Raw genomic sequence first — 19,265 nt, forward strand, 5'->3', positions numbered from 1 at the left:
CAATTGCGTGTCAGACCTTCTTGTACAGCTGACTGCCTTCCTGCTTGAACCGCTGCGCCTGCTCGGCCAAGCCCTTGGCCACATCCACATCCACCGCTTCAATGCGCTGGTTGGCGGCGTACTCGCGTACTTCGTGAGTGACTTTCATCGAGCAGAACTTCGGCCCGCACATCGAGCAGAAGTGCGCGACCTTGGCCGACTCCTTCGGCAAGGTTTCATCGTGGAAAGCCCGCGCGGTGTCCGGGTCCAGGCCGAGGTTGAACTGGTCTTCCCAACGGAATTCGAAACGCGCCTTGCTCAGGGCGTTGTCGCGAATCTGCGCGCCGGGGTGGCCTTTGGCGAGGTCGGCGGCATGCGCGGCGATCTTGTAGGTGATGATCCCGGTCTTCACGTCATCCTTGTTCGGCAAACCCAAGTGTTCCTTGGGCGTGACGTAGCAGAGCATGGCGCAACCGAACCAGCCGATCATCGCCGCACCAATACCCGAGGTGATGTGGTCGTAGCCCGGCGCAATGTCGGTGGTCAGCGGGCCGAGGGTGTAGAACGGCGCCTCGTCGCAGCATTCGAGCTGCTTGTCCATGTTCTCCTTGATCAACTGCATCGGCACGTGGCCGGGGCCTTCGATCATGGTTTGCACGTCGTGCTTCCAGGCGATCTTGGTCAGCTCGCCCAGGGTTTCCAGCTCGCCGAACTGCGCTGCGTCGTTGGCATCGGCCACCGAGCCTGGGCGCAGGCCGTCGCCGAGGGAGAAGCTGACGTCATAGGCCTTCATGATTTCGCAGATTTCTTCGAAATGCGTGTAAGCGAAGTTTTCCTTGTGGTGAGCCAGGCACCACTTGGCCATGATCGCGCCGCCACGGCTGACGATGCCGGTCACGCGGTTGGCGGTCAGCGGCACATAACGCAGCAAGACACCGGCATGAATCGTGAAGTAATCCACGCCCTGTTCGGCCTGTTCGATCAACGTGTCGCGAAACAGCTCCCAAGTCAGGTCTTCGGCCACGCCGTCGACTTTTTCCAGGGCCTGGTAGATCGGCACGGTGCCGATCGGCACCGGCGAGTTGCGGATGATCCACTCGCGGGTTTCGTGGATGTGTTTGCCGGTGGACAAATCCATAATGTTGTCCGAGCCCCAGCGAATACCCCAGGTCATCTTCGCCACTTCTTCTTCGATGGACGAACCCAGGGCGCTGTTGCCGATGTTGCCGTTGATCTTCACCAGGAAGTTACGGCCGATGATCATCGGTTCCAGTTCGGTGTGGTTGATGTTGGCCGGAATGATCGCGCGACCGCGGGCGATTTCTTCGCGGACAAATTCAGGCGTGATGATTTTCGGGATACTCGCGCCAAAGCTGTGGCCCGGGTGCTGCTGCTTGAGCAAGCCGCTGGCACGGGCCTCTTCGAGCTTCATGTTTTCGCGGATGGCGACGTACTCCATCTCCGGCGTGATGATGCCTTTGCGCGCGTAGTGCATCTGGCTCACGTTGGCGCCGGCCTTGGCTTTGCGCGGGTTTTGCAGGTGGGCAAAGCGCAGGTAGGCCAGGTCCGGGTTATCCAGGCGCTCCTGGCCGTAGCTTGAGCTCAGGCAGGTAAGGCGCTCAGTGTCGCCGCGCTCTTCGATCCACGGCGAGCGCACATCGGCCAGGCCTTTGCGCACGTCGATAATGACATTTGGGTCGGTATAAGGGCCGGAGGTGTCGTAGACCACCACGGGGGCGTTGATTTCACCGCCGAACTCGGTGGGTGTCACGTCCAGGCTGATTTCGCGCATGGGCACGCGGATATCGGGAGACGCGAGCCCTGCACATAAATTTTCTGCGAGCGGGTAAACGGCTGCACGGAGCCTGTGTCGACCTTGGCCGACTCACTCAAATGCACGGTGTTGTTTTTTGGTCTTGTACTCATCACGGGCTCTCCAACTGATCCAGGCGGTGGATTTTTGTCGGAGCGAACCTGTGACGGATGGACGCACTGAAACCAGTGCTGTGCAAGGCACGAGGGCTGTTCGATTGTCGAACAACATCCCGGACGAAGCACAAGAGGACTCGCCGGGTGACGAGAAATCTTGTTCCCTACGCAGGCGTTAACCTGATCAGGTTCAACGGGATCCGGTATTTACCGATCTCAGCCTTCCAACAAGGCACCCCGACAAGAACGCGGCCAGTCTAGACCATGGCGTGGGCAAATTGCCAATAGCGCTGTATTCAGCGTGATGAATGGCGTGATTACGGGATTGTTGCGCGGGGTCAGCGCCACTACACTCGGGCGTCGTCACAATGCTTGACGCCAGGAATGGCCAGCCTTAGCCTTGGGCGCTTAATTACAGCCGTAATATTCACACTAGGGATCGCCTCATGCTGCGCAAACTCTCACTGGCTCTTGCCGTGTCTTGTGCGACCAATGGAATGGTCTGGGCAGCTGAAGCGCCCTTGTCCGCCAAAACCGACTTGGTCAGCGTCTACCAGGAAGCGGTGAACAACAACGCCGACCTGGCCGCCGCCCGTGCGCAATACGGCGCGCAAAAAGAAGTGGTGCCCCAGGCCCGCGCCGGCTTGCTGCCCAACCTGTCGGCCGGTGCCGACAGCAACAACGTGCGCACCCAGATCCACCAACCGGCAGCCACCGCCAACCGTGACGCGCACTCCTGGCGTGCGACCTTGAGCCAGCCGTTGTTCCGCGCTGACCGCTGGTTCCAGTTGCAAGCCGCCGAAGCCGTCAACGAACAAGCTGCGCTGCAACTCTCGGCGACCGAACAGAACCTGATCCTGCAAAGCGCCGAAAGCTACTTCGCCGTGCTGCGCGCCCAGGACAACCTGGCCTCGACCAAGGCCGAAGAAAACGCCTTCAAGCGCCAGCTCGACCAGTCCAACGAACGCTTTGATGTGGGCCTGTCGGACAAGACCGACGTGCTGCAATCCCAGGCCAGCTACGACACCGCCCGCGCCAACCGCATCGTCGCCCAGCGCCAGGTGGACGACGCCTTTGAAGCGCTGATCACCCTGACCAACCGCCAGTACAATGCGATCCAGGGCATCGTGCACACGCTGCCGGTGCTGCCACCGGCGCCGAACGACGCCAAGTCCTGGGTTGAAACCGCCGGCCGCCAGAACCTGAACTTGCTGGCCAGCAACTACGCCGTGACCGCTGCCGAAGAAACCCTGCGCCAGCGCAAGGCCGGCCACTTGCCGACCCTCGACGCCGTGGCGCAATACGAGAAAGGCGACAACGACGCGCTGGGTTTCAGCAACCCGAACCAGTTGCCCGTGCCGTACGGCGGTGATGTGTCCCAGCGCACCATCGGCCTGCGCCTGAATATCCCGATCTACAGCGGCGGTTTGACCAGCTCGCAGGTGCGCGAATCCTATTCCCGCCTCGACCAGACCGAACAGCAACGCGAAGGCCTGCGCCGCCAGGTAGTAGAAAACACCCGCAATCTGCACCGTGCAGTGAACACCGACGTGGAGCAGGTGCAGGCGCGTCGCCAGTCGATCATCTCCAACCAGAGCGCGGTGGAAGCCACGGAAATCGGTTATCAGGTGGGTACGCGCAATATCGTCGATGTGCTGGACTCGCAGCGCCAGCTGTACTCGTCGGTGCGCAACTACAACAACAGCCGCTACGACTACATTCTCGACAACCTGCGCTTGAAGCAGGCGGCCGGCACGCTGAGCCCAGGGGATTTGCAGGACCTGACGCGTTACCTCAAGGCTGATTACAACCCGGACAAGGATTTCCTGCCGCCGGATCTGGCCAAGGCCGCCGCCGAGCAGCTCAAAGCCCGCCCCGGGTATTAACAACACAGCAAAAACAATGTGGGCGCTGGCTTGTGTGGGAGCTGGCTTGCCTGCGATGCAGACACCTCGGTACTTCTGATGCACCGAGGTGATGCTATCGCAGGCAAGCCAGCTCCCACATGTTGGTCCGTGTTGGTTCAGTGATTGAGCAGTTTGTCCAAACCATCCAGCAAACGCTTGAGCGCGCCCTGATTGGCCTGCATCACCTTCAATCCCGCCTCTGCCATCTTGCGCGCATCCTGCGGCAGTTCGAACAACTGCCGCACAGCTTCGGCCAATCCTTGCGCATCCTCCACCTCACGCAACGCCCCGGCTTCGCGCATCATCGCGCTGATTTCGAGGAAGTTGAACAGGTGCGGCCCCATGATCACAGGCTTGGCCAGCGCCGCCGGTTCCAGTGGGTTGTGGCCGCCGGTGGGCACCAGGCTGCCGCCTACGAAGGCGCTGTCGGCCAGCGCATAAAGAAACAGCAGCTCGCCCATGGTGTCGCCGAGCAGCACGGAGGTCTGCGCCGTCACCGGCTCAGCGCTGGAGCGGCGCACCGTGGCAAAGCCTTGTTGCCCGCACAACTCGAACATCGGGCCGAAGCGCTCCTGATGACGCGGCACCAGAATCAGCAGCGCATTGGGGTAGCTTTCGAGCAGTTGGCGATGGGCGGCGAGCACCACTTCATCCTCGCCTTCGTGGGTGCTGGCGGCGATCCACACCGGGCGCTCGGTGGCGCCCCATTGCTCGCGCAAGGCGGCGGCGCGTACCGGTAACTGAGGGTCGATGGTCAGGTCGAACTTGATCGAGCCGGTGACTTCAACGGTTTCAGGTCGCGCGCCCAGGCTTAGAAAGCGCTGGGCTTCGGTGTGTGTCTGCACCGCAAACAGGCTCATCTCGGCCAGCATCGGCGCGGTCAGCTTGGCGAAGCGCGCATAACCTTTGGCCGAGCGTGCCGACAGCCGCGCATTGGCCAGCGCTATCGGAATACCGCGTTGAGCGCAGGCATGAATGTGGTTGGGCCACAGCTCGGTTTCCATGATCACGGCGAGCCTGGGCTGTACACGATCAAGAAAACGCTTGGCGGCGCAAGGCAAGTCATAGGGCAAGTAACAGTGCTGAATGCGCGGTTCATTGGCGAACAGCGCCTGGATACGCTCCGAGCCGGTGGGCGTCATGCAGGTGACGGTGATCGGCAGCGTCGGGTGGCGCTCCATCAGCCCGCGAATCATCGGCGCGGCGGCAATGCTTTCACCTACCGATACCGCGTGCACCCAGATCCCGCCCGGCTGCATCACCGGCAGGCCATAGGAAAACCGCTCGCCTATCCGTTTTGCATACGCCGGCGCCTTGCGCGCGCGCAGCCACAGACGTAAAGCCACCAACGGCAGCGCCAGGTAAAACAGACAGCTGTAGAGAGTTCTATTCATGGCGGCGGAGTTTATCGGCTTTTTCAGTCGATCGCCTGCAAGCACTCGGCAAATCGCTCGGTCAAAAAGCGTGCGGCCGGGCCCAAATGCTCATCGCGGCGCCAGACCAGCTCCACCACCAGCGCCGGCGGCGTCCATTCGCTGTCCAGCTCGACCATCTGCTGTTGATAGGCCGGGTACTGCACGATGTGCCGAGGCAGCCAGGCCCAGCCCAGGCCACTCATCAGCCATTCGGCCAAAACGTAGAAGCTGTCGGCACGCCACACCAAGGGGCTCGCGGCTTCGCTGCCGGGGTACACGCTGGTCTGGGTCGACATCAGCAATTGGCGAAACTGCGCCAGGCGCTGGCAGGTCACGTAGTTGTCCTGGGCCAGCGGATGATTCACGCCGCAGACCGTGACCATTTCCACACTGCCCACCACCCGCCGCTCAAGCGCTTCGGGGATCTGGTCGTGATAGAACAGCAAACCCAGGTCGGCCTTGCGCTCCACCAGCTTGCGCGCCACATCGCCTTGCGCGGCGCTGGACAGTTGCACTTCCAGCAGCGGGTATTGCCGGGCCAGCGCTTCAAGGCTGTCGAGCACCGGCTGGAACAGCATGGCTTCATCCTGGGCCAGGCGCAGGCAGGCTTCTTCACCACGGGTCAGTGACAACGCCCTTCCATTGAGCCGTTCACATTGGCGCAGCACCTCACGCGCTTCTTCCAGCAACACACTGCCGGCTTCAGTCAGGCGGGGCTGACGGCCGCTGCTGCGCTCGAACAGGCTCAAACCCAAGTCCGCTTCCAGCAGGGCGATCCCATTGCTCACTGCCGATTGCGCCTTGCGCTGCCCACGCGCCACCGCCGAAAACGAGCGCTGCTCGGCGACGCTGACAAACAGGCGCATCTGTTCCAGGTTCCATTGCACGCTCATGACTCAACCCATCTTTAAATCGGATAGGTAATGACTTTATCTCATCTGACGAAGGGTTAAAATGCGGACCTAATCAAGCACGTATCACACCGAGGATTCCCCCATGAATGTTGCCTACGTTTATCTGGCCATTGCCATTTGCTCGGAAGTGATCGCCACCGTTTCCATGAAAGCCGTCAAGGGCTTGAGCACGCCGATTCCGCTGTTGCTGATGATTGTGGGGTATGGCGTGGCCTTCTGGATGCTCACGCTGGTGGTGCGCACAGTGCCGGTAGGCATCGCCTACGCGGTCTGGGCCGGGCTGGGCATTGTGATGGTCAGTATCGCCGCGCTGTTTATCTACGGGCAGAAGCTGGATGTACCGGCCATGCTGGGCATGGGCCTGATTGTGCTGGGCGTGGTGGTGATTCAGCTGTTCTCGAAAACCGCCGGGCACTGACCGCCACGTAACAGCCTGTATACTGCGCCTCTTGTCTTGAACACTGAGGTCGCCGATGCCATCCGTTATTTCCACCGACGTTCTGATTGTCGGCGCCGGGGTTGCTGGCCTCTGGCTTAACGCACGCCTGCGCCGCCAGGGGTTTTCCACGGTGGTGGTGGAAAGCGCTACCTTGGGCGGCGGGCAAAGCGTGAAGTCCCAGGGGATCATTCACGGCGGCGCGAAATACGCCCTGCACGGCGCCCTCACCGGTGCGTCCGAAGCCATTGCCGACATGCCGCGCCGCTGGCGCGAAGCCCTGGCGGGTAACGGCGAGCTGGACCTGACCGGCGTGCGTTTGCTCTCCGAAGCCCATTACCTGTGGTCGCCCGGCACGATCGCCGGCAACCTCACCAGCTTCTTCGCCAGTAAAGCCGTGCGTGGCCGCGTCGATCAGGTCAAGGGCGACGAATTGCCGCCTGCGCTGCAAGACCGGCGCTTCAAGGGCAAGGTCTATCGCCTGGCCGAACTGGTCATCGATGTGCCCAGCCTGATCGAACGCCTGGCGCAACTGGCCGGCGACGGCCTGCTCGCCGGGCAACATATCGAACCGCTGCTGGAAGGCGACACGCTGGTGGGCCTGAAGGTCGATGGCCGCGAGATCCGCGCCCAGCGCATCGTGCTGAGTGCCGGTGGCGGCACGGCTGGCCTGCTCAGCGCGCTGGGCCTGAGCCAGCCGACCATGCAAACCCGCCCACTGCATATGATCATCGCCAAAGGCCCGGGCCTCAAGCCGCTGTATGCGCACTGCCTGGGCGGCGGCACCAAGCCGCGCCTCACCATCACCACTCACCCGGCTGCCGACGGCAACTGGGTGTGGTACATGGGCGGCGATATCGCCGAAGCGGATGGCGTGGCCCGCACACCACAAGAACAGATCGCCACTGCGCAAAAAGAACTCGGGCAGTTGCTGCCGTGGATCGACATGAGCCAGACCCAATGGGCCACCCTGCGCGTCGACCGTGCCGAGCCGCTGCAATCGGGCCTGAGCCGCCCCGACAATGCCTTCCTCGCCGAACAGGGCCGCCTGCTGGTGGGCTGGCCGACCAAACTGGCGCTGGCACCGGACTTCGCCGATCGCGTGCTCAACGCCCTCGAACGCGACGGCATCCGCCCAAGCGCCAGCGACGCGCTGCCTGAATTTCCAAAACCGGCCCTCGGCCAACCTGCCTGGGAGCAACTGTTGCCATGAGCCTGCCAACCCTGCACGACCTGCATCGCCCGCTGGGCAGCACCGGCCTGCTGGTTTCGCCACTGGGCCTGGGCACCGTCAAGCTGGGCCGTGATCAAGGGGTGAAATACCCCAACGGTTTTCAGATCCCCAATGACGATGAAGCGCGGATGTTGCTGCGCCAGGCCCAGCAGTTGGGCATCAACCTGATCGACACTGCGCCGGCTTACGGCCGCAGTGAGGAACGCCTGGGGCCGCTGTTGCGCGGTCAGCGCAACGATTGGGTGATTGTCAGCAAGGTTGGCGAAGAGTTTGCCGACGGCGTGTCCCATCATGATTTCAGCGCCGCACATACGCGGATGTCCATCGAGCGCAGCTTGAAACGACTTGAAACGGATTTCATCGATCTGGTGCTGGTGCACTCTGATGGCAATGACTTGCATATCCTCAACGATTGCGAGGTGTATGAAACCCTGGCGCAGCTGAAAAAAGAGGGCAAGATCCGTGGTTTCGGCTTCTCCGGCAAAACCGTAGAAGGGGGCGTGAAGGCTCTGGAACAAGGTGATTGCGCGATGGTCACCTACAATCTGAATGAACAGGCCGAGAAAGCCGTGATCGATTACGCCGCCGCCCACGGCAAAGGCATCCTGGTGAAAAAGGCCCTGGCCAGCGGCCACGTGTGTCTTGAGCCAGGAATGGATCCAATTCATGCCAGTTTCATGCTGTTGTTTGCGCAAACGGGTGTCGCCAGTGCTATTGTCGGGACCATTAACCCGCTGCACCTGGCCCACAACGTGGCGACCGCTGCCCAAGTCATCCGTCAACTCTGATGCCGCCCACGCGGCCGACCCCGTCGCAAGAAGGAGCCGACATGCCGCGAACGCTGATTAGAAAAAACCCCAGCAACTTCAAGACACTGCCGCTGCACGTCGAAGCCACCCCCGAAGGCCTGAGTTACCAGAGCGTGGGCATGCCGCTCAACTTCGCCCAGACCCTGCAACGGCGCAAGCCGGTGGAGGGTGGCAGACCCTGAACGTTTCGCCCTGGAATTGGCCAACCTCGGCGTGTCGGTGCGCCTGACCCTGCATTGGCAGAACAAGGATTACTGGGTACTGGTGCGCCAACGCCGCCAGGACCGTGGCGACGTGGTGCTCAAGCTGATCTCCGGCTACGTCCCCGCCCACGAACTGAACCTGCCGCTGCACACCGCCATCCAGGAAATTGCTGAAGAATGCCTGCTGGAGACACCCGAAGGCTGGCTGGGCGGGCGCTTCAATGACACCTGGCTGCCCGCGCCCTACTCCGCCGCCCTGCATTACCGTGAAGCCCTGCCGTTTCGCTTGAGCCCGCTGTCCGGCGCCGCCCGCCCGGTGCGCTGCGCCACCATGCAATTGATCGAGCGCCCACGGGCGTATGTGCATTTGCCGACCGCGTCGCTGCAATTGATTTATGACTTGCGCCTGGAAGTCCCCAAGGAAGCCAAGTCCTTGAGCCTGTTCCATGTGGATGAACGCCTCGAAGGCGACCAACTCGTAGCGCGCCTGGACCGTCAGCGGCCCGACCTGTACCTGATGCCGCTGAAGGATGGCCAGCCGCTGGCCGAGCTGTACACCGTCAAGAAAGACCAGCTGTATCCGGCCAGCACACGCGGCTTATACCTGGCAGAAAGCTTCGCCCAGCAGGAAGGCTGGCTGGTGCGCGATGAGCGCATTCGCTGGAAGGATTGGCTGCGTCAGCAAGGCTTGGCGGCGCCCGAGAAAGAGTCGAAGTTGAAGCGATTGGCGCAGCGTGTGCTGCGCAAGATCGTGCCGAAGAAAAAGGCCAGGGGCTGAAGGCACCTACCTATTGGGCTGCCGTGCTGCGATCCAAATGTGGGAGCGGGCTTGCTCGCGAAAGCGGAGTGTCAGTCGATGCATATGTGACTGAACCACCGCATTCGCGAGCAAGCCCGCTCCCACATTGGAATGCATCAAGCCTTTAGGAGCCGCTCCAGGCCGACCTTCAGCGGGGTAGGCTCCGGCAGCGTAAAGCTCGCCAACAAGCGCTGGTTATTCGCCCGCGAATGGCGAATATCCCCCGAGCGCGCCGGCCCGTAAGTGATCACCGGCAACTGCCCCACCACCTCTTCCAGCGCCTGCAACACCTGCTTGAGCGTGGTCGTGCGGTTCCATCCCACATTGATCGCGCCCAGTGGCGCTTCGGGTGCTTCGATGGCCTGGACCAGCACATCCACCAAGTCTTCCACGTACATGAAATCCCGGGTTTGCTCGCCGTCGCCGAACACGCTGATCGGCACACCCTGCTGCACGCGCTCGCTGAAGATACTGATCACGCCGGAATACGGCGATGACGGATCCTGGCGTGGCCCGAAGATGTTGAAGAAACGGAAAATCACCGGCTCCAGGCCATGCTGGCGGCGATAGAAATCGAAGTAGTGCTCACCCGCCAACTTGTCCGACGCATAAGGCGTCAACGGCGCCTTGGTGGTCTCTTCGTCAATCGAAGCGCCCTCGCCGTTGTTGCCATATACCGCCGCGCTGGAGGCAAACACCACGCGCTTCACGCCGGCCTTGCGCATGGCTTCGCAGATATTCAGGGTGCCGACGAAATTGCTCTGGTGCGTGCTCACCGGATCATCCACCGAGGCCTGCACTGAGGCCACTGCGGCCAGGTGCACCACGGCGGTGGCGCCGATGGCAGCTTGCGCCACCAGCTCGGCATTGGCGACATTGCCTTCAATCAGCTCTACGCGGGGGTTATCCAGCGGCAGATTGCTGCGTTTGCCGGTGGACAAGTCATCCAGCACCCGCACGGCATAGCCCTTGGCGAGTAGCGCATCGACCAGGTGCGAGCCGATAAAGCCGGCACCTCCGGTGATCAACACCCACTTTTGAGCATTACTCATTGTTGCGGATCTTCTCGACAATGGCCGTGGTCGAGCTGTTTTCAACCAACCCCAGCACTTTGACCGTACCGCCGTAGGCGCTGACGATGTCGGCCCCCACAACCTGGTCGACAGAATAGTCGCCACCCTTGACCAGCACGTCCGGCTTGACCTGGGCCAGCAGGTTTTCCGGGGTGCCTTCAGAGAAGCTGATCACCCAGTCCACCGCGCCCAAACCGGCCAATACGGCCATGCGGCGATCGACACTGTTGATCGGGCGGCCCGGGCCTTTCAAGCGGCTGACGGATGCGTCGTCGTTGACCGCCACGATCAGGCGGTCGCCTTGGGCGCGCGCCTGTTCCAGATAAGTCACATGACCTGCATGCAGGATGTCGAAGCAGCCGTTGGTGAACACGATGCTTTCTTTGTGGGCACGGGCGTCATCAATGGCCAGCAGCAATTGCTCGATCCCCAGCACGCCGCGCTCCGAGCCTTCGGAACGCTGGATCGCCCGGCGCAGCTCAGGCGCGCTGATAGCCGCGGTACCCAGTTTGCCGACCACAATGCCCGCCGCCAGGTTGGCCAGGGCCACGGCGTGGGGCAGTTCTTCACCGGCCGCAATCGAGGCCGCCAGGGTGGAGATGACCGTGTCACCGGCACCGGTGACGTCGAACACTTCACGGGCACGCGCCGGCAAGTGCATCGCCGGGTGGTCCGGGCGCAGCAGGGTCATGCCGTGCTCGCCACGGGTGACCAGCAAGGCGCCCAGGTCGAGGTCGGCCATCAGCGCCGCGCCCTTGGTCACCAGCTCATGCTCATCGGCGCAACCGCCGACGATGGCTTCGAACTCGCTGAGGTTCGGCGTGATCAGGCTGGCACCCCGATAAATCGAGAAGTCCTTGCCCTTGGGATCGGCCAGAACCGGAATGCCACGGGCCTTGGCGGCCTGGATCAACATCTGGTGGTTTTTCAAGGCGCCTTTGCCGTAGTCGGACAACACCAGCACCTTGATACCTTCGAGCAACTCGTCGACCTGACCACTGAGGGCCAGGGCGTCGGTGGCGAAGGGTTCTTCGAAATCGATACGCAGCAATTGCTGGTGACGGCTCATGACCCGCAGCTTGACGATGGTCGGCTGATGGGCAATGCGCTGGAACAACGCACGCACGCCGGCACCGCGCAGGCTGTTGGCCAGGCTGTCGGCGGCTTCGTCGTCGCCGGTCACACCCACCAGGGAGGCCGGGGCGCCGAGGGCGGCAATATTGAGGGCAACGTTGGCAGCGCCACCTGGACGGTCTTCGATTTGCTCGACCTTGACTACCGGTACCGGTGCCTCAGGGGAAATCCGTGAGGTACCGCCATGCCAGTAACGGTCGAGCATGACATCGCCGACCACCAAGACAGGGGCTTGATCGAATCGCGGCATGGACAACTTCATGGAGCAACCCACATACAAAATGAACAGGGGCGCGATATTAGCACAGGGTTATGGGAGGCTTGTGGAGGGTGTGACAGAAGATGAAGGACACAGCAGTGAATTCACTAAGGAACAAATGTGGGAGCGGGCTTGCTCGCGAATGCGGAGTGTCAGTCACCGAAGATATCGACTGATCCACCGTATTCGCGGGCAAGCCCGCTCCCACATTAAGCATCCACACCTTTAATTCAGGTGATGTCGGCCGGCACCGGGGCATCCAGGCCCATGGCATGCAGCCGGGCATAGTAGCCGTTCTGTGCCAGCAGCTCGGCGTGGCTGCCGCGCTCGACAATCCGGCCGTCGTCCATCACCAGGATCAGGTCGGCCTTCTCGATGGTGGACAGGCGGTGGGCAATCACCAGGGTCGTGCGGCCTTGCATGACCTTGTCCAGGGCCGCCTGAATGTGCCGCTCGGATTCGGTGTCGAGGGCCGAGGTGGCCTCGTCCAGAATCAGCAGTGGCGCGTTCTTCAGCAAGGCCCGGGCGATTGCCAGGCGCTGACGTTGGCCGCCGGACAGCAGCACGCCGTTTTCACCCACCTGGGTATCGAAGCCTTTTGGCAACTGGTCGATGAAGTCCTTGGCGTAAGCATCCGCCGCCGCCGCTTCAACGTCGGCCCGTGGGGCGCCGGCCAGGTCGCCGTAGGCGATGTTGTTGGTCACGGTGTCGCTGAACAGCGTGACATGCTGGGTCACCTGGGCAATGTGCTTGCGCAGGTTGAGCAGCTTGTAGTCTTCGATCTCTACGCCGTCGAGCAGGATTTCGCCGCTTTCGTGATGGTAGAAACGCGGGATCAGGCTGGCCAGTGTGGACTTGCCGCTGCCGGAACGGCCCACCAGGGCAATCATCTGCCCAGGCTCTGCGGTAAAGGTGATGTCCTTGAGCACATGGCGCTCGGTGCCTGGGTAAGTGAAGTTCAGGTTACGCACTTCCAGGCGGCCGCTGACCTTGTCGCGCTCGACGCTGCCGCGATCCACTTCCTGCTCTTCGTCCAGCTGTTCGAAGATGCTTTCAGCACCGGCCACGCCTTTCTGGATGGTCGAGCTGACTTCCGACAGTTGGCGGATCGGCTTGGGCAACAGCCCGGCCAAGGTGATGTAAGCCACCATGTCACCGGCCGATGCGTCACCACGAAGGTAGAGCACCAGGAACATCAGCACCGCCATGGCGGTGTAGATCACCAGTTGCAGCAACGGGGTGTAAATGGCTCCGGTGCGGGTCATGCGCAGTTGCTTGTCGGTGTTGCCCTGGCTGGCCTTGAAGAAGCGTTTCTCTTCGTAGACTTCACCGCCGAAGCTGCGCACCACGCGATAGCCCTGGATGGTTTCCGAAGCCACGTGGGTCACATCGCCCATGGCCACCTGGATTTTCTTGCTCTGCTTGCGGAATTTCTTGCTGGCCGTGCTGACCATCACCGCAATCAACGGCAGGATGGCGATCATCACCAGCGTCAGGCGCCAGTTCATGAACAGCAGCGAGGCAAACAGGAAGATCACCGTCATGCCCTCACGGATCACCACCTTGATGGCATCGGTGGCCGCGCCCGTCACCATGGTGACGTTGAAGGTGATGCGCGAAATCAGGTGCCCGGAGTTGTGGTTGTCAAAGTAGCGGTTGGGCAGCGTCAGCAGGTTGTTGAACAACTGCACGCGCAGGTCATGGACCAGGCCCAGGGATACCTTGGCCAGCAAGTAGTTGCCCAGGAACGAACCCAAGCCCTGCCAGGCAGCGATCAAAATGATCAGCAACGGCACGGCTTGCAACAATTTCATGTCACGCAGGAAGGGTACGCTGGGGAACAGCACGGCGTCAGGGTTGGATAGGCCGTCGACAAAGTACTTGAGGATGTACCCCAGCATAGGCTGGGTCGACGCGAAAATCAGAAATCCGACAATACTCAACGCGAACAAGCCGGCGTAGGGCTTAACGTACATGAGCAGGCGGAAGTATATTTTCAAGCTCGAAGGGCTTGCGCTCGGACTGGAGTCGGTCATATCACGCGGCGTTTTGAAAAAGGAGGCTGACTTTAGCACAGCTTCTCTGTTGTACTTGCACCCGACGTAACCCGCGGCCCGGCTGGACCCAAAGGGCGACATTATATAGCCACTGTCTTAACATGGTCGGCTTTCTCTATTCTGGAACGGCTTTACTGTATGCACTCCAAGCGCCTTACCTATGGCACAAATCGCGTTTTCGACTTCCTGGTCCTCTGGATTTTGCCCATTGGCTTGTTGTTGCTTCTGAGCTCGCTGTTCTTCGTCAACAACCGCAATGTCATGCATCGCGGCTTCTACATTTTCTTCGCCCTGCCGGCCTTGCTCCTGCTGTGCCTGCGCCCACGGGAACTCAAAGCGTTACTGCGCGAGCCGCTGGTGCTTGCCTTCACGGCGTTTTGCGCATGGGCCATGATCACGGTGCTCTGGAGCCCGGAGCCCACTGGCGACTCGAACCTGTTCAAGATCCCGTTGCAGACGTTCATGCTGTTTGCCGGCTGCGGGCTGCTGCTGCATTACCGCAATGACCTGTTCAAGCCGATCTTCTTCAGCGCCGCCGTGATTGCGCTGGTGGTGACGCTGTTGAATCTGGTGGCATTCGTCAAAGGCTTTGCGCCGAGCATGCGCATGATTGGCGGCCTGGGCGCCCTGGACAATCCGCTGCTCAGCTCCCACCTGTTCGGCTTTTTCTGCGTGTATTGGCTGTACCTCTGCGTCACCACCAAACGCTTGCGCGTACTGTGGCTCAGTGCACCTGCCCTGGCGGTCATGGCCCTGGCAATTCTGGCCACCGGTTCCAGGACGCCATTGGTTGCACTGGTGATGGCAGTTCTCTGGATGGGCCTGCTCAGCCGCAACCGGCGCTCGGCGCTGATGATTGCCGCCCTGGTGCTGGCGGCCGCCGGCCTGCTGCTGTTTTACCCGCAACATATCACCGAGCGCGGCAGCTCATTCCGCTTCGAAATCTGGCAAATCATCCTCGAACGCATCTCCGACCATCCATGGCTCGGCCACAGCTACGACTCCGAACTGTATGTGAAACCTGCCAACTACGATTTTGAACCGCTGCGCGAACCCCACAGCTTTGCCTTGGGCGTGCTTTATTACGTCGGCATCATCGGCTTTATCCCGTGGATCTTCATGCTGGGCCGCGGGCTGTACGCAGGGCTTAAGGAACGCGCGCAGCCGCTGTTTATCCTGACCTCCTCGCTGCTGGCCTACGGCATTGGCGCGGGGCTCACCGAAGGCGGTGGCATCCTGTCGCGGCCCAAGGAGCACTGGTTTCTGCTGTGGATCCCCCTCGCTCTGATTGCCGGCCTGAGCATCGCCAAGCGGCGCCATAGCCTGCTGCGCATTGTGGTGAGCACGCCCAAGCCACAGGCATTCAAAGCCCTGTGCGAAGGCGCCCATATCGTCGAGGAAGATGGCCTGGGGCCTAAAGTCCTGCGCCTGGGCGATGGTAGCTACCTCAAGCTGTTCAGGGCTCGACGCTGGTACACCTCGGGCACATTCAATCCGTATTCGGAACGGTTTGCCTGCAACAGCGAACAGCTCCAGGCACTGGGCATTGTGTCACCGCCGATCCTTGACCTGTACAGCCTGCACGACGGCAGCACCGCCGTGCGTTACCAGCCGCTGCCGGGCCTGACGTTGCGCCAGGCCTTGCAAAGCCTGGACAGCAGCCTGCGCGAATCGCTGATCGAACGGTTCGGCCGGTTTATGGCCCAGTTGCATGAGCGCGGTGTCTACTTCCGCTCCCTGCACCTGGGCAATGTATTGCTGCTGGAAGACGGAGAGTTCGGCCTGATCGACGTGGCGGATATGCGCGTCTATCCGTCAGCGCTGCGCAACACGCTGCGCCAGCGCAACCTCAAGCATATGCAACGCTATGCGCAGGATCGCAATTGGTTGTTCGAAGCGCACTTTGAGCAATTGGCCAAGGGCTATGCCTCGGTGGCTTCGCCGCACGCCACGCAGAAAATCCGCGAACAGGTGCTGACACTCGCGCGCCCGGCGGCCTGACAGCCGACCTGATCCCTGAGGCTGTATTGGGCCAAATGTGGGAGCGGGCTTGCTCGCGAATGCGGAGTGTCAGTCACCGAAGATGTCGACTGATCCACCGCATTCGCGAGCAAGCCCGCTCCCACATTTAGATTGCGGTATACCCAGCAGAGGTGTACCGCGCTGCTCTTGGTATCAGTCTTTTTCCAGCGGGGAAAAATACAAGCGAGCCAAGCCGCGCCACGTCTTCTTGTTCCAGGCTCGAAACGGGATCTGCGCCAACAACTCCCGCGCCAATGCACGGTTGCGGTTGGAGGTCTTGAGGAACATGGAGCTGAGGAATTTGTAACGCACCTCGTCGTACAGCGGGTGATCACTGAACAACGCGTAGGTGCGCAGGATGTTATCGATCATGAAGCGATGATTCTTGTACGAATTGGTGGCGTGCTTGCGGTAGCGCGCCATCACCACGTTCAAACCATCAATGAAGTACCCGGCGTGGGTAATCTTCAACTCGATCAGCAAGTCTTCCAGGCGAATCTGCGGGTCAAACCCACCGACCTTTTCCAGCGCTTCACGCCGGATCATCAGCGTAGGCGCCGGCGGGTAAGGTTTGCGCTCCAGGAACATGTCGTCGAAATCCAGGCGTCGAAACGGCACATCACGGCGCTGGCGCTTCTCCGGGAACAGCTCGCCGTGGGAGTCGATCAGCTCGATATTCCCCGCGCAGATGCCCACCTCAGGCTTGCCATCCATATAGGCCACCTGGGTTGCGATGCGCTCGGGCATCATGATGTCGTCCGAACCGAACGGCACGATCAGCGGCCCCTGGGACCGTGCAATCGCGCCATTGAGGGTGTTGGTCAGCCCCTGGTTCTGCTGCACACGAAAGTCGAAGGTATGCTGTTCCTGCAGGCGACGGATGCGCTCGACACTGTCGTCTGTCGAGCCATCGTCGACCACCAGCAGTTCGATGTTGGGATAGGTCTGGTTCAATACACTGAGGATACTTTCCTCAATGTAGGGCGCATGGTTATACGACGCAATGATCACCGTGACCAAGGGCTGACTCTGGTTCATACATTCTTCCCGCGTGCTTGAGCCAACCCTGAATCGATCAGCTCCAGGTACTCCTGACGGAATACCTCAATGTCGTGTTGCGCCTGAAGGTACTGGTAGGCCTGCTCGCCTTTTTGTGCCAGCGCCTCGTCGGACAGCGCCAGGTAAGTGTCCAGCGCCTCGGTCAACTGGGGCACATTGGCCGGCTCCACCGCCAGGCCACCGGCGCCTTCGATCAACGGCAACATGGCCGGCACGCTGGAGGCAATCACCGGCAGGCGGCCGCTCATACCTTCCAGCAGCGCCAGGCCCAGGCCTTCTGCGAGCGACGGCATTGCCCAAATGTCAAAGGCACGCACGTATTGCAGCGCGTTTTCCTTGAAGCCCAGCAGGTGCACGCGCCCATCCAGGCCAAGGCTCTGGATTTGCGTGGCCAGGTTGGCCTCTTCGCGCCCGGCGCCAATGATCGCCAGCTGCGCGGTTGGGTATTTGTCTTTGAGCGCCGCGAACGCTTGCAGCAAATAGGTGTGGCCTTTGACCGGCACCAGCCGGCCCAAGGCGCCGATCAAGCGCACCGAAGGGTCGATGCCCAGCAACTCGCGCGCGCGCGTGCGTGAATGCTGCAAGCCTTCGGCCTGTTCGATGTCGATGGCGTTGGTAATCGCGTAGGTATTCTGGTCGGTAAACCCGCACTGGCAATCGAGCAGGTATTGCTTGACCGCCGGTGACACCCCGACAAAGCGCCAGTGCGCGTCGATCCAGCGCTGCGCCTGCTTGCGCCGGTACAGGCGGTCATACTCGCCAAAACCGTGGGAGATGCCGATGCACAGCGGGATCTTCAACCAACGGTTGAGCTGCAACATCATGTTGACCGGCTTGAAGCGGTTGCACACCACCACGTCGAACTGTTCGCGACGGCAGAACTTATACAGTTGCCACATGGCGCGCAGCCGCAAGCCTTTGAGCGACTTGTCGGAAAACTCGAAGTAGACCGACTTGGCCGCCCGGCTGACCGGTTCGCCAGGCGCCGGCTTGCCACGCAGGAACGCGGCGGTGACCTCGTAGCGCTCGGCAGGCAATGCCTTGACGATCTGCTCGGCCAGGTCGGCAAAGTCATGGGATTTAACATTGTAGTCAGGCTGCAGTTGCAGGACCTTGAAACGCCGACTCATAACTCTCCTCGATGGAAACCTGTGGCATCAACCACCCAGGCTGTTTCAGCCGCCAGCGTCTCGACGTACTCGGCGTCAGGTTCCGGTAGCAACGGCCACTGATTACGCTTCCAGCAGACAAAATGGAAATACGGAAATTCCCGTTCACCATCCCTGTCGTTGGTCAGGCGGCCCTTGTTCCAGAACCATTGATGCGGGAAGCGATCACTGCCGTCGTGCCATTTGATCACACCACCGGGCGTGCTGAACGCCTCGGTGAACTCACTGCGCCGACGCCATGGGTTTAACTTGCCGACCAACTCGAACAGCGGCTTGGGGAAATTCTTGCGCCACAGGAAAATCCGACTGAAGGCGCCTTCATCCAGCGCATGATGCGCCTGATCGGTAAAACGCGCCTCCCAATCCTTGATGTGCATGAACGCATGCCGCTTGCGGGGCGTGTTGCGCATCAGGCACAAATGCCCGGCGACCCGCCGCTCGTGGGTTGAAAACAAGTCATAGCTGGCCAGGCGCTCGGCGGTGAAATACTCGCGCAGGTTGCCGTAGATCAGGTCCAGATCACCAAACGCCCAAAAATCGTAACCGTTGAGGCGGTCAGCGTGGATATGCCCCAGCGCCGGCTTGATGTCGCACAGCTTGTACGGCGCTTGCGGCGCAAAATGGATGTACAGCCGCTGGGAAACCAGCGCGCAGTAATCGGCAAAGGTGATGCTTTCGATGCGGACATTGTCCGGCACATTGGCCGGCATCGGGCAGTCGCTGAACAGCAACCAGTCAATGTCAGCGTTGTGGCGGCAGCTTTCGAGAAAAAACGGCATCCAGAATGGCCAGCGGCCAAAGTAAGGAATAATGAAAAGGATGCGGGGGCACGGATTGCTCAAGGGGGACTCACTGTCATTTGATACT

13 protein-coding genes, 2 pseudogenes and 1 riboswitch are annotated in these 19,265 nt (G+C 61.1%); of the genes and pseudogenes, 6 read left to right on the forward strand and 9 right to left on the reverse strand.

The annotated features are described in order from the left end of the window. Positions 1-10 precede the first annotated feature (10 nt). A pseudogene (thiC, locus tag QF043_RS26245) lies at positions 11-1,905 on the reverse strand (phosphomethylpyrimidine synthase ThiC). A 147-nt stretch (positions 1,906-2,052) separates the two neighbouring features. Next, positions 2,053-2,158, reverse strand: a riboswitch (TPP riboswitch). A 196-nt stretch (positions 2,159-2,354) separates the two neighbouring features. Here thiC and QF043_RS26250 point away from each other — a divergent pair. Then, on the forward strand, positions 2,355-3,794 hold the full coding sequence (locus tag QF043_RS26250; protein ID WP_056860547.1) for a TolC family outer membrane protein: 1,440 nt from the start codon (positions 2,355-2,357) through the stop codon (positions 3,792-3,794). A gap of 137 nt (positions 3,795-3,931) precedes the next feature. Here QF043_RS26250 and waaA read toward each other — a convergent pair whose 3' ends face one another. Together waaA and QF043_RS26260 are read right to left on the reverse strand one after the other, a co-directional pair. After that, entirely contained in the window at positions 3,932-5,209 is a 1,278-nt protein-coding gene (waaA, locus tag QF043_RS26255) for a lipid IV(A) 3-deoxy-D-manno-octulosonic acid transferase (RefSeq protein ID WP_307420712.1), read from the reverse strand. A gap of 23 nt (positions 5,210-5,232) precedes the next feature. Beyond that, complete coding sequence (locus tag QF043_RS26260) at positions 5,233-6,123, reverse strand: LysR family transcriptional regulator (protein ID WP_056860549.1); 891 nt, start codon at positions 6,121-6,123, stop codon at positions 5,233-5,235. A 103-nt stretch (positions 6,124-6,226) separates the two neighbouring features. Between QF043_RS26260 and QF043_RS26265 the strand changes: the two genes are divergently transcribed. The 4 genes and pseudogenes from QF043_RS26265 to QF043_RS26280 all read left to right on the forward strand — a co-directional run bounded on the left by QF043_RS26265 (position 6,227) and on the right by QF043_RS26280 (position 9,604). Beyond that, positions 6,227-6,562, forward strand: coding sequence for a multidrug efflux SMR transporter (locus QF043_RS26265; RefSeq protein ID WP_017138493.1), 336 nt, complete (start codon positions 6,227-6,229; stop codon positions 6,560-6,562). Positions 6,563-6,617: 55 nt separating this feature from the next. Next, positions 6,618-7,793, forward strand: coding sequence for an FAD-binding oxidoreductase (locus QF043_RS26270; protein ID WP_307420715.1), 1,176 nt, complete (start codon positions 6,618-6,620; stop codon positions 7,791-7,793). After that, positions 7,790-8,602, forward strand: a complete 813-nt coding sequence (locus QF043_RS26275) for an aldo/keto reductase (protein WP_138450526.1) — start codon at positions 7,790-7,792, stop codon at positions 8,600-8,602. The genes QF043_RS26270 and QF043_RS26275 overlap by 4 nt, the downstream gene beginning before the upstream one ends. Positions 8,603-8,643: 41 nt before the next feature. Continuing rightward, a pseudogene (locus tag QF043_RS26280) lies at positions 8,644-9,604 on the forward strand (metal ABC transporter ATPase). Positions 9,605-9,741: 137 nt separating this feature from the next. Here QF043_RS26280 and QF043_RS26285 read toward each other — a convergent pair. From QF043_RS26285 to msbA, 3 genes are all read right to left on the reverse strand, one after another. Continuing rightward, a complete protein-coding gene (locus QF043_RS26285; RefSeq protein WP_307420718.1) occupies positions 9,742-10,677 on the reverse strand; it encodes an NAD-dependent epimerase/dehydratase family protein in 936 nt (311 codons plus the stop codon). After that, positions 10,670-12,094 carry a bifunctional D-glycero-beta-D-manno-heptose-7-phosphate kinase/D-glycero-beta-D-manno-heptose 1-phosphate adenylyltransferase HldE gene (hldE, locus tag QF043_RS26290; protein WP_138817139.1) on the reverse strand — a complete coding sequence of 475 codons (1,425 nt, stop codon included), beginning with the start codon at positions 12,092-12,094 and terminating at the stop codon, positions 10,670-10,672. The genes QF043_RS26285 and hldE overlap by 8 nt, the downstream gene beginning before the upstream one ends. A gap of 227 nt (positions 12,095-12,321) precedes the next feature. After that, positions 12,322-14,127 carry a lipid A export permease/ATP-binding protein MsbA gene (gene msbA / locus QF043_RS26295; RefSeq protein ID WP_056860554.1) on the reverse strand — a complete coding sequence of 602 codons (1,806 nt, stop codon included), beginning with the start codon at positions 14,125-14,127 and terminating at the stop codon, positions 12,322-12,324. Between the two features lie 159 nt (positions 14,128-14,286). Here msbA and QF043_RS26300 point away from each other — a divergent pair, with 159 nt between their 5' ends. Then, positions 14,287-16,149, forward strand: a complete 1,863-nt coding sequence (locus QF043_RS26300) for an O-antigen ligase family protein (protein WP_307420723.1) — start codon at positions 14,287-14,289, stop codon at positions 16,147-16,149. Between the two features lie 174 nt (positions 16,150-16,323). Here the strand turns inward: QF043_RS26300 and QF043_RS26305 are convergent, their stop codons facing one another. Genes QF043_RS26305 through QF043_RS26315 form a run of 3 tightly spaced genes read right to left on the reverse strand, consistent with a single transcriptional unit; the run spans position 16,324 to position 19,240 of the window. Beyond that, on the reverse strand, positions 16,324-17,208 hold the full coding sequence (locus QF043_RS26305; RefSeq protein WP_307420725.1) for a glycosyltransferase: 885 nt from the start codon (positions 17,206-17,208) through the stop codon (positions 16,324-16,326). Further along, entirely contained in the window at positions 17,205-18,359 is a 1,155-nt protein-coding gene (locus QF043_RS26310; protein WP_307420727.1) for a glycosyltransferase family 4 protein, read from the reverse strand. Before QF043_RS26310 ends, QF043_RS26305 begins: the two co-directional genes overlap by 4 nt. Then, positions 18,356-19,240 carry a DUF6625 family protein gene (locus tag QF043_RS26315; RefSeq protein ID WP_307420728.1) on the reverse strand — a complete coding sequence of 295 codons (885 nt, stop codon included), beginning with the start codon at positions 19,238-19,240 and terminating at the stop codon, positions 18,356-18,358. Before QF043_RS26315 ends, QF043_RS26310 begins: the two co-directional genes overlap by 4 nt. Positions 19,241-19,265 lie beyond the last annotated feature (25 nt).

The sequence above is a fragment of the Pseudomonas sp. W3I7 genome (assembly GCF_030816095.1).
Classification (GTDB): domain Bacteria; phylum Pseudomonadota; class Gammaproteobacteria; order Pseudomonadales; family Pseudomonadaceae; genus Aquipseudomonas; species Aquipseudomonas salomonii.

Excerpts from the sequence above, each read along its gene's own strand:
- QF043_RS26250 (WP_056860547.1), top strand. The coding sequence starts at position 2,355 with ATGCTGCGCAAACTCTCACTGGCTCTTGCCGTGTCTTGTGCGACCAAT.
- waaA (WP_307420712.1), bottom strand. The coding sequence starts at position 5,209 with ATGAATAGAACTCTCTACAGCTGTCTGTTTTACCTGGCGCTGCCGTTG.
- QF043_RS26260 (WP_056860549.1), bottom strand. The coding sequence starts at position 6,123 with ATGAGCGTGCAATGGAACCTGGAACAGATGCGCCTGTTTGTCAGCGTC.
- QF043_RS26265 (WP_017138493.1), top strand. The coding sequence starts at position 6,227 with ATGAATGTTGCCTACGTTTATCTGGCCATTGCCATTTGCTCGGAAGTG.
- QF043_RS26270 (WP_307420715.1), top strand. The coding sequence starts at position 6,618 with ATGCCATCCGTTATTTCCACCGACGTTCTGATTGTCGGCGCCGGGGTT.
- QF043_RS26275 (WP_138450526.1), top strand. The coding sequence starts at position 7,790 with ATGAGCCTGCCAACCCTGCACGACCTGCATCGCCCGCTGGGCAGCACC.
- QF043_RS26285 (WP_307420718.1), bottom strand. The coding sequence starts at position 10,677 with ATGAGTAATGCTCAAAAGTGGGTGTTGATCACCGGAGGTGCCGGCTTT.
- hldE (WP_138817139.1), bottom strand. The coding sequence starts at position 12,094 with ATGAAGTTGTCCATGCCGCGATTCGATCAAGCCCCTGTCTTGGTGGTC.
- msbA (WP_056860554.1), bottom strand. The coding sequence starts at position 14,127 with ATGACCGACTCCAGTCCGAGCGCAAGCCCTTCGAGCTTGAAAATATAC.
- QF043_RS26300 (WP_307420723.1), top strand. The coding sequence starts at position 14,287 with ATGCACTCCAAGCGCCTTACCTATGGCACAAATCGCGTTTTCGACTTC.
- QF043_RS26305 (WP_307420725.1), bottom strand. The coding sequence starts at position 17,208 with ATGAACCAGAGTCAGCCCTTGGTCACGGTGATCATTGCGTCGTATAAC.
- QF043_RS26310 (WP_307420727.1), bottom strand. The coding sequence starts at position 18,359 with ATGAGTCGGCGTTTCAAGGTCCTGCAACTGCAGCCTGACTACAATGTT.